Here is a 9,523-nt window from a genome sequence, read left to right on the forward strand (position 1 = left end):
CGGTCGGCGGCACGGCCGCCGCGATCCTCGCGGCCCGCAAGGCCGCACCCGACGATGTCCCCTTCATCCCCGGCGCCTGATCGCCGCGGCCCGGCAACGGGCTGCCGTACCACCTGAACCAACGCCGATCCGAGGCCGGATCGTTCAGGAAATCGTGTCAGCAGGGCGGCTTACCGTCGCCCTGCTGACACGTCTGTTGCGGCGTTCTCGCCGCGGTGGTGAGCGGGTACGCTCCTGCGGATATCCTCCCCGGACCGGATACCCGACTCGGCTCTCGTCAGGAGAAGGGCTCGTCAGGAGAAGGGCAGGGGCTGGGACTTCCAGAAGTCCCACCGGTGCTCGGCGGCGAAGGCGCGGGAGTCGGTCACCGTGGTGGTGTCGTTACGGAACATAACCGAGGCCGGAAGGGTCGGCCACCTGACCTGGGTGCCGTTACGAACCTCAGCGCCGTTGGGGTCGCCGGTGCGGACGAAGTTCGCCCAGTAGGCGATCATCTGCCCCGACAGTCGCTGCTGCTCGGCGTCGAGGGGGGCCGGCATGTCGGCGACGCCGAAGAGGTAGGGGAGTTCGGCCGTGTGGTAGGCGCCCATGTCGAAGGTGGCACCGGGCAGTGGCGGCGCGTCGTCGGCGAACTCGTGGGCGTGGACGGGTGCGTGGCGGGACAGTGCGAGCTCCTGGGCACGGATGTCGCCGACGGCGCCGTCGGTCAGCGCGGTGCCGAGCGCGACGGGGGGCCGGGTGCCGGGGGCCGGCGGGTAGCGGGCCAGGGCGGCCGGGCTCGTCTGCGCGGTCGGCTTCGGACCGTACGTCTCCTTCGTGACCGGCGCCTTGAACTGCTCGTCGAGAAAACTGGAGATTCGCATCTCGTCCTTGTTGCTTCCCGCCAGGACGGGAACCCTGGCCGCGCGCCCTTCCCGGATGGCGGTGGCAGGGTCCTCCGGCAGCACCGACCCGCCGGACACCAGCCAGGGCCCGGAGCCGAACTTCAGGTGGCCGAGCGGGACCTGGTAGGCGAGAGCGCCCTGCTTGTCGGTGATCGCCTTGGCGTAGAGGGTCCGCAGGCGGGCTGCCTGGTCCGGACCGTCCGGCACACCCAGGGTCTTGGTGACGAAGTCCTGGCCGGCCTTGCGTGCGGCGGCGATCGGTACGGTCGAGGAGGTGTCGCCGCTCTCGATGACGGCCGCGCTGAAGAGGCCCCTGGAGCCGGGGGCGACCAGGTGCGCGGCGACGGAGTGGCCGCCGGCCGACTGTCCCGCGATGGTGACGCGGTGCGGATCGCCCCCGAAGGCGGAGATGTTGCGCCGCACCCAGCGCAGAGCCGCCTGCTGGTCCTGCAACCCGTAGTTGCCGCCGGTGTGGTGCGGGTCGAGTGACGGGGCGTCGAGGAAGCCCAGTGCCCCGAGGCGGTAGTTGATGGTCACTACGACGATGCCCTGCTCGGCGAGTTTGGTGGTGTCGTAGGCATCTCCGCTCCCGCCGGTGAAGCCGCCGCCGTGGATCCACACGAGCACGGGCCGGTCGGTGCCGAAGGGTGTCCGTACGTTGAGGTCCAGGCTGTCCTCGCTCATCGGCCGGGGTGTGGCGGCCGGGTTGAGGTTCACGGGGAGCAAGCCGAAGCCGTTGTCGGCCTGCATGGCCCGGTCGCCGGGTCGTGTGGCGTCCCGTACCCCCTGCCAGTGGGCGGGGGGCCGGGGCGGGCGCCACCGCAGGTCGCCCACGGGCGGCGCGGCGTACGGGATGCCGTCGAAGGCCCAGGTGCGGTGGTCGGCCCTGCCGCCCTCCTTAGGGCGGTGACCGGAGGCCGGCCTGCGGGGCCCGCCCCCGGAAACGAGATCTTGTACGGGCAGCCGAAGCCGTCCCGGGCAGCCGAGACTTGCCGGACGCGCCGCGGGTACCGCTGGCCGTACTGGGCCAGGTCCGCGTAGTGGCGTCCGGCTGGCCACGCCACTACGCGGACACGCCTAGCTGGCGCGGCGCTGTGCGACCACCGATCGGAGCGACGTAGTGGGCCGTCCGATCAGGCGCTCGACGTCGTCGCCGGGGCTGAACTCACCGGCTTCCATCGCCTGGAACCAGGCCGCGAGGAACGGCGCCCACTGATCCGGTGTGCCCGCATCCAGCAGGCGGCCGATGTAGTCCTCGGCCGAGATCTGCTCGTGGGTCACGGGGGAGCCGGTGATCTCCCCGACGACGTCGGTGTAGTCGGCGAGGGTGAAGGACTTGGAGCCCGTGAGGGTGTAACTGCGGCCCTCGTGGCCGTCGGAGGCGAGGACGGCGGCGGTCGCTTCGGCCATGTCACCACGCGTGGCGAGGGCGATCGGGGTGTCGCCGACGGGCACCCGCACCACACGGTCCGGAGTGATCGCACCGATCAGCATGTCGAACGCCTCCAAGTACTGCGAGTTGCGCAGCACGGTGACGTCGAGGCCGGAGGCTGTCAGCTCGTTCTCCGTGTATTCGTCCCACTCGGTGACCTGCGGAAGCACGAAGGCCGACCCGGGGCGGCGCTGGATGGCCGTGTAGTGGATGTGCCGCACGCCGGCTTCCTTGGCGGCGCGGATCACATTCCGGTGCGCGGTCTTGGCGTCGGTGAACGACTTCGCCGAGACGAGGAGGAGCTTGTCCACGCCCCGGAATGCCGCTACGAGGCTGTCCGGGTCGTCGTAGTCGCCCTGCCGCACGGTCACTCCGCGCTCGGCAAGGTGGGCGAGGTCCTCGGGCTTGCGGGCCAGGCCCGCGAGCCGTTCGGCAGGGACCCGCTTCAGCAGGAAGTCCAGGACGTCGCCCCCGAGCCCGCCGGTGGCGCCGGTGACCATGATGAGACCGCTCATGCGTCTGCTCCAGTTGTAGCGGCCCGCTGTCCGGGCACGAAGGGGATGGTGTCGGGTACGGCACGCCGCATGGCGAAGAACGGCCGGATGGCGCTCGGTGCCGCCGTTCGTCACGCACCGTCCAGGAAGGTTTGATTTCCACACTCACTGTGCAGGGAACCCTAACAGGCGAGTTTGAAAATCGCATCTAGTAGCTGTCGTGCACGGAAGCGACGGCCGGCCGTGGATATGCGAGTGGCCCCGGTGACGCGGGCGGGGAGCTCGCGTCGCCGGGACCAATCAGTCATTGTCCGGAGAAGGGCAGGGGCTGCCGGGAACAAGGCCCACCGAACGCAGATTTGCGCAGATCTGCCGGTTGAGTCTTCCGCAGGACGGTCAGCGCATCACGGCGCCCGACGAAACGAAAAGCGCGGCTCATGGAACGCCGACACCGTCCATCGCCGCGCGCTGATCAGTCGTCTCCGAAGGCGTACTTCTCGCCCCAGATCTCCAGCTCACGCAGCACCGGCGCGATGGCCTCTCCGGCCGCGGTGAGGAGGTACTCGTCGCGCGGCGGGTGCTCGCTGTAGCGGCGGCGGGTGATCACCCCGGCCCCTTCCAGCTCGCGCAGCCGGGTGGTGAGCCTGTCCCGGGGCGCGCCCGTATTGGCCTGGATGTCGTTGAAGCGGTTGACCCCGCGAGACAGGTCGCGAAGCACGAGCAGCGACCACCGGTCGCCGACGACGTCCAGGGCGGCGGCTATCGGACAGCCGCGCCCGCCGCCGATCTCCACGGATTTGCTTTTCAGACTCACGCAACTTAGCGTACCTGATGAGTAAGTTTGAATTTCATACGTACGAACGAGGGTGACTGCTGTGGCTGGCAAAACTGAAGCTGAGGCGCTGGTCCGCCGCTTCTACGAACCGTTGACCACCGGAGACACGAGCGTGGTGGACGAGGTACTGGCCGCGGAATGGACGGCCGAGCCGCCGCTGCCCGCCGGCCCGGGCCCCGACGGGTGGAAGGGGACCACGGGCTACCTGCGCAGCGTCCTGGCCGACCTGGCCTTCACGATCGAGGACATCATCGTGGACGGCGACCGCGTGGCGGTACGGCACGTCACGAGCGGCAAGCAGGTCGCCGAACTGCTGGGCATCCCCGCCACCGGCCGCCAGGTCGCCATCAGGGCGTCGGACTACCATCAGATCGAGGGTGGCCGCATCGTCCGGAGCTGGCACCTGGAGGACTATTACGGAGTGGTACAGCAGCTCGGCCAGTGACCAGGGAACCGGCACAACACGCGCACACCACGGAAGTTCGAGGTGGACCCGCGGACAGGGGCAGGAGATTTCAGCCTGCTCCTGGGCAGGGTGATGTCTGTTTCGCGCGGGCGGGGGTATCGGGGCGGGTATGGCTTTGATGAAGCGTGTTGCCCTTGCCCCCCGCGCGGTACGGCAGCTGCGCCGCGTGCGTTCGGTGTACCTGGTCGGAATGACACTGTCCGTACTGGGCTTGGTCATGCAGTCGGACCGGGTGAACAGCGGCCGGCAGTCGGAGATCGCTGGCGCCCTGGTGGTGGTGTTCGCGGTGCTGCTCGGAGTGACAGCGATTCAGCTGTGGCGGCATCAGAGGACGGCGCACTGCAGCACAGCCAAAAGGCTGACCCCTTCCGCCTGAGTCCTCGTCGCTCCGCAGCCGACGACCGCCTACCGAGGTGTTCGGCGCTCTTCCGGTCTCCGGCCTTTATCGCGGCGCCCTTCAGCTACGGGGCGGCGTAGGTCTGTGGCACGGGGATCTCGTGGATCGTCCGCGGTCGGAGCACAGGATCGTACGGGATCGAACGAAGACCGTGTCACGTGCGCGGAATTCTCGCCCTGCGTCCGGAACTCAGGGCTTGACGAGAACCTTGAGGCTCGTACGGTCGGCCATGTCCTGGTATCCGGCGGGAACGCCGTCGAGGTCCGTGGTGGCGTCGAAGACCTTTCCGGGCTCGATGGCGCCGTCGAGGATGGCGGGCATCAGTTCCTCGATGTACGCGCGAACAGGGGCCAGTCCTCCGGCGAGGCGGACATTGCCCATGAAGAGGCTGCCCATGCCGATCGGCGCCACTTCGTACTGCGGGACGCCGATCCGGCTGATGACACCGCCCGCGCGCACGACGCCGACTGCCTGCTCGTACGCGGGCAGGTGGCCGACGGCTTCGATGACCACGTGCGTACCGTGTCCGCCGGTGAGGTCGCGGACCGCTTCGACGCCTTTCGCGCCGCGGGCGGCGACGATGTCGGTGGCGCCGAACTCGCGGCCCAGGTCGGTGCGGTCCGGGTGGCGTCCCATGAGGATGATCTGCTCGGCGCCCAGGAGCTTTGCGGAGAGCACCGCCATGAGGCCGGCTGCGCCGTCGCCGATCACGGTGACGCGGGTGCGCTCGTCGACGCCGCCCATCACCGCGGCGCGATGGCCGGTGCAGTACACGTCCGCCAGGGTCAGCAGCGAGGGGACGAGAGCCGAGTCCGCGGCGACGGGGAGCTTGACGAGGGTGCCGTCGGCCAGGGGTACACGGATGGCCTCGGCCTGGGCGCCCTCTTCCGGTTCAAAGTCCCAGTAGTTGGCCTCCGGATGGGTGCAGGAGGTATGCAGGCCCTCGCGGCAGAAGTCGCAGGTGTTGTCGGATATCGCGAACGGGGAGACGACCAGGTCGCCGGGCTTGACCGTGGTGACCTCGGAGCCGGTGTCCTCGACGACGCCGATGAACTCGTGGCCCATCCGGATCCCGTTCGTCGGGCCCATCGAGTCGTAGAGGTGCAGGTCGCTGCCGCAGACGGAGGCCGCGGTGACGCGGACCAGGGCGTCGGTGGGGTGCTTGATGACGGGATCGGCGACGTTCTCGACACGGACATCGCCGGCGCCGTACAGGAGTGTTGCGCGCATGGTGTGCTCTCCAGTGGGGTGTTGGAGTTGTGGGTCGTGGTCCGTCAGCGGGCGAGGGGAGGGGTACGAGCCCCGCCCGCAGACGGACCCGGAAAGGCGCCGCTGTGGGATCTACCCGGGGTACTCGTCCTCGGTGAGGTGGGGGCCCCAGGCGGTGTGGTTGCCGGTCTCGTCGGCGGCCTGGTAGGCGATCTGGGTGTGGAAGCACCCGGGCGTGGCGCCGTGCCAGTGGTTCTCACCGGGCCCGATGGAGACGCGGTCGCCCGGCCGGATCTCCTCGACCGGTCCTCCCTCGCGCTGGACGAGGCCGACTCCCTCGGTGGCGTAGATCGTCTGGCCGAGCGGGTGGCTGTGCCATGCCGTGTGGGCCCCGGGCGTGAAGTGGACCACTCCGCCCATGATCCGGGCGGGCGGCAGCGGCTTGCTGATCACGTCGATGTAGACGTCCCCGGTGAATCCTTCGGGGGGGCCGGCCATCGTTTCGAGTCCGTTCCTCATGACGTTCATCTTCGTCCTCCTGCTGTGGTGGTGTTCGTTCTTGAAGAGAGAGCGGGCCGTCCTCCGCAACACATCACGCTCCTGTTCGGCCGGAGATGACGCGACACGACGGTGAACGGGTGACGGACCGCGGATGTGGCGCTTCGTCAGGTCGTGGGACGCAGGTGGAAGGTGTACTCGCACGAGTTGAACGGGGTGCTCAGCGAGTACAGCGCCGCCACGTCCGTGTCCTCGTTCTGGGTCACGTCGATCTTCAGGTTCTCCTTGACGGCCCCCGATACGTCACCGTCGCCTTCGAGCCAGTCCCCGCCGCGGAAGTAGAGCTGAGTCGTCACCAGGTCGTAGCCCTCGGCGGAGACCTTGAGATGGAAGTGCGCGGGCCTCCACGCGTGGCGGCCGATCATGGTCAGGAAGCGCCCTGTGGGACCGCTCGTGGGGATCTGGTAGGGCTGGGGCCTGATCGTCCTGATCTCGAAGCGGCCCTCGTCGTCCGTGATCATCTTGCACCGGAGATTCAGCGGGGGAGCGTCGCCGACGAAGCTGGAGTAGGTGCCGTCGTTGCCGGCGTGCCACATGTCGATGAGAGCGCCGGGCACGGGCTTGCCGTCGAGGTCCAGGACCTGGCCGCTGAGCACCATCGCGTCACCCGGCTCGTCGTCGCGCATGGGCATGACGTACGGCTTCTCCGTCAGCAGGGGCGCGTTTTCGACGTAGTACGGGCCCTCGACCGTCCCCTGCGAGCCGGGCAGGCCGTCGTACGTGGCCTTCTCGACGGTCGCCTCGAAGTGGTTGTCGATGAACATCGGCACTTCGCGGGCGTCGACGAGATCACGGATCCACAGGACCGCCGCCGAGTACTCGTCGTACTGGACCTTCTGCTTGAGCAGAACGCCTCGTATCGCCTGGAGAAGCTCGGCCGACACCTCTGCGACGCGCCCGTTGTATTCGGTCATTGTTCTGCCTTCATCTCCTTCTTGAAGTTGCTTGTCGGTTTCGGTGGTGCTCTGACGGCGCGTGCCGCCGTACGCCGACCGGATCGCCGTTGATAGCTGCCGGCGCCGCCATCGCTGCTTTCCGGCAGCGGGGTCGGTCACAGCGACAGGGCCGGTGCGAACCCTGCCGCGCGCATGGTCGCCGTGTCGTGGACCTGCCGGATGAAGGTGATCCGGCCCTCGGCGACCTTGAACTGCTCGGCGATCCGCAGGGTCCCGATCCCGTCGAGCACCAGGTCGTAGATCATCAGCGCCTCACCCGGATGGGGGCCGGCGCAGGCCGAGAGGAGCCGGACGCTCGACACGCTTTCGCCGAAGCCGCGAATCGCCTTCACGAACTCCCGCTTGTCCACGTACGTGTTGACGGGAAGGTCCGTCTCGAGGCGTTCCGCGAGCAGTCGCGAGGCAGCATCGAAGTCCTTGGCCGTGGTCCACGCCTCGTGGTAGCGGCGCACCACGTCCCACGTCTGCTCGTGAGTCATTTCGTTCCTCCTCGGCTTGCAGGGGCCGATCCCCTGGACCGCACGACCAACGTACGTACCAATCGTTCAGTATGTCAATCCCGTACTGAACGATTGGTACGTGAAGCCTGGCGTGCCTACTGAACGGCTGGTACGTTGGTCTGTGAGGTTGTTTTGTCGGATTTGTCGATAACGTCAAGAAGGGCACCTGACGAGTTGATGAGGGATGTACTCATGACTGAAGTAGCGCAGGATTTCGACTTCGTGGTGGTGGGGGCCGGTACGGCCGGTTCGGTACTGGCGGCGCGTCTGTCGCGGGACCCCGCCGTCCGGGTGCTGCTGATCGAGGCGGGACAGGCCGAAGGGCCGCCGGCGATGGCGGTTCCGGGTGCCTGGTTCAGCCTGTGGGGCGGTGAGGTGGACTGGGGGTTCCAGACCGTCGCCCAGGCCGGGCTGAACGGCAGGGAGATCGTCTACCCACGCGGCAAGGTACTGGGAGGCTCCAGCGCCATCAACGCGATGATGCACGTACGCGGCCATCCCGCAGCCATCGACGCGTGGAAGGTCCCTGGCTGGGGATCCGCCGATCTGCTGCCGTACTACCGCCGCAGTGAGCACACCGAGGGGCTCGATCCCGCCCACCGGGGAACCGGAGGGCCGGTGCGCCCCAGGCCCGTGGACGCCCCCCACCCCGCGTCCCGTGCGGCTTTCGACGCGTTCCGTGACCTCGGCATCCCTGTGTCGAACGACCTCAACGGCGCGGACCCCGAGGGCGTCACGTGGACGGAGCTCACCGTGGCCGACGGGGTTCGGCAGTCCGCCGCCGACGCCTACCTGACGCCGGCCGCCGGCCGCCCCAACCTCACCGTGGCCACCGACACCCTGGTGGTGGGGCTGATCTTCTCCGGCGATCGGTGCACAGGTGTCCGCCACGTCAGGGGCGGGGTCGAGTCCGAGGCGCGGGCCACCCGTGAGGTGGTACTGAGCGCCGGAGCTGTCGGCTCTCCGCACCTCCTGCACCTGTCGGGCGTGGGACCCGCGGACATGCTCCGTGAGTACGGCATCGAGGTCGTCCGGGATCTGCCAGGAGTCGGCGCCAATCTGTCCGACCACCCGGTGGGGGTGGCCACCTACGCGGCGGACATCACCCCCGGCGACAGCAACCACATCGACGTCGTCGCCGCCGTACGCAGCAGCGACGACGCGACCCGGCCGGATCTGCACCTCTTCTTCATGGACGTGCCACTGGCACCGCCCGGCCTGGCCAGTGGCTACACCATGGGCGTCGGACTGCTGTCGCCGTACAGCCGTGGCTCCGTCACGCTCGCCTCGGGAGCCCCGGACGTCGCGCCCGCCATCGATCCCGGTTTCCTCACCGACCGACGGGACGTCGACCGCATGACCGCCGGTCTTCGCCGGGCACGCCAAGCAGGCGATTCGAAAGCCCTCGGGCCCTGGCGCGACCACGAGGTGCTCCCCGGCCCCGCGCTGCGGAGCGACGACGACCTGCATGCCTACCTGCGCGAGGCGGTCATCTCGTACTGCCACACCGGGGGCACGTGCCGGATGGGCACCGACGCCGCCGCGGTGACCGACGAGCACCTGCGCGTGAGGGGGATCGAGGGCCTACGGGTGGTCGACGCCTCCATCATGCCGACGCTGCCCGAGGCCAACACCAACGCGACCGTCCTCGCGATAGCCGAGAAGGCCGCGGACCTGATGACCGGAACCCCACCCGCTTCGTGACGCCACGCCCCGGGCGCCCCACCCGCTGCCACCCGGGCGACCCTCGCGAGGAGGTCACCTAGGGCGTGTCCGCGAAGTGGGGTCTGGC

At 68.9% G+C, this 9,523-nt stretch carries 10 protein-coding genes; 3 read left to right on the forward strand and 7 right to left on the reverse strand.

The annotated features are described in order from the left end of the window. Nucleotides 1–293 precede the first annotated feature (293 nt). From GT042_RS32630 to GT042_RS32640, 3 genes are all read right to left on the reverse strand, one after another. The gene (locus GT042_RS32630; protein WP_161312300.1) at nucleotides 294–1,943 is read right to left on the reverse strand and encodes a carboxylesterase family protein; all 1,650 of its coding nucleotides are present in this window, start codon (nucleotides 1,941–1,943) and stop codon (nucleotides 294–296) included. A gap of 18 nt (nucleotides 1,944–1,961) precedes the next feature. Further along, nucleotides 1,962–2,831 (reverse strand): SDR family oxidoreductase, encoded by an 870-nt coding sequence (locus GT042_RS32635; protein WP_161312301.1) that lies wholly within the window; start codon nucleotides 2,829–2,831, stop codon nucleotides 1,962–1,964. Nucleotides 2,832–3,282: 451 nt separating this feature from the next. Further along, entirely contained in the window at nucleotides 3,283–3,624 is a 342-nt protein-coding gene (locus tag GT042_RS32640) for a helix-turn-helix domain-containing protein (protein ID WP_161312302.1), read from the reverse strand. Nucleotides 3,625–3,685: 61 nt separating this feature from the next. Here GT042_RS32640 and GT042_RS32645 point away from each other — a divergent pair, with 61 nt between their 5' ends. Together GT042_RS32645 and GT042_RS32650 are read left to right on the forward strand one after the other, a co-directional pair. Further along, on the forward strand, nucleotides 3,686–4,090 hold the full coding sequence (locus GT042_RS32645; protein ID WP_161312303.1) for an ester cyclase: 405 nt from the start codon (nucleotides 3,686–3,688) through the stop codon (nucleotides 4,088–4,090). A 130-nt stretch (nucleotides 4,091–4,220) separates the two neighbouring features. Then, nucleotides 4,221–4,487: a hypothetical protein gene (locus GT042_RS32650; protein WP_161312304.1), complete on the forward strand. Its 267-nt coding sequence runs from the start codon at nucleotides 4,221–4,223 to the stop codon at nucleotides 4,485–4,487. Between the two features lie 210 nt (nucleotides 4,488–4,697). Here GT042_RS32650 and GT042_RS32655 read toward each other — a convergent pair whose 3' ends face one another. The 4 genes from GT042_RS32655 to GT042_RS32670 all read right to left on the reverse strand — a co-directional run bounded on the left by GT042_RS32655 (nucleotide 4,698) and on the right by GT042_RS32670 (nucleotide 7,710). Continuing rightward, nucleotides 4,698–5,738 (reverse strand): alcohol dehydrogenase catalytic domain-containing protein, encoded by a 1,041-nt coding sequence (locus GT042_RS32655; RefSeq protein WP_161312305.1) that lies wholly within the window; start codon nucleotides 5,736–5,738, stop codon nucleotides 4,698–4,700. Nucleotides 5,739–5,849: 111 nt separating this feature from the next. Continuing rightward, nucleotides 5,850–6,245, reverse strand: coding sequence for a cupin domain-containing protein (locus tag GT042_RS32660; RefSeq protein ID WP_161312306.1), 396 nt, complete (start codon nucleotides 6,243–6,245; stop codon nucleotides 5,850–5,852). Between the two features lie 137 nt (nucleotides 6,246–6,382). Then, entirely contained in the window at nucleotides 6,383–7,189 is an 807-nt protein-coding gene (locus GT042_RS32665; RefSeq protein WP_161312307.1) for a catechol 1,2-dioxygenase, read from the reverse strand. Between the two features lie 137 nt (nucleotides 7,190–7,326). Further along, the gene (locus GT042_RS32670) at nucleotides 7,327–7,710 is read right to left on the reverse strand and encodes a hypothetical protein (protein WP_161312308.1); all 384 of its coding nucleotides are present in this window, start codon (nucleotides 7,708–7,710) and stop codon (nucleotides 7,327–7,329) included. Nucleotides 7,711–7,923: 213 nt separating this feature from the next. Here GT042_RS32670 and GT042_RS32675 point away from each other — a divergent pair, with 213 nt between their 5' ends. Continuing rightward, nucleotides 7,924–9,435, forward strand: a complete 1,512-nt coding sequence (locus GT042_RS32675) for a GMC family oxidoreductase N-terminal domain-containing protein (protein WP_237531435.1) — start codon at nucleotides 7,924–7,926, stop codon at nucleotides 9,433–9,435. Nucleotides 9,436–9,523: the final 88 nt, after the last annotated feature.

It is taken from the genome of Streptomyces sp. SID3212 (assembly GCF_009865405.1).
Lineage (GTDB): Bacteria > Actinomycetota > Actinomycetes > Streptomycetales > Streptomycetaceae > Streptomyces.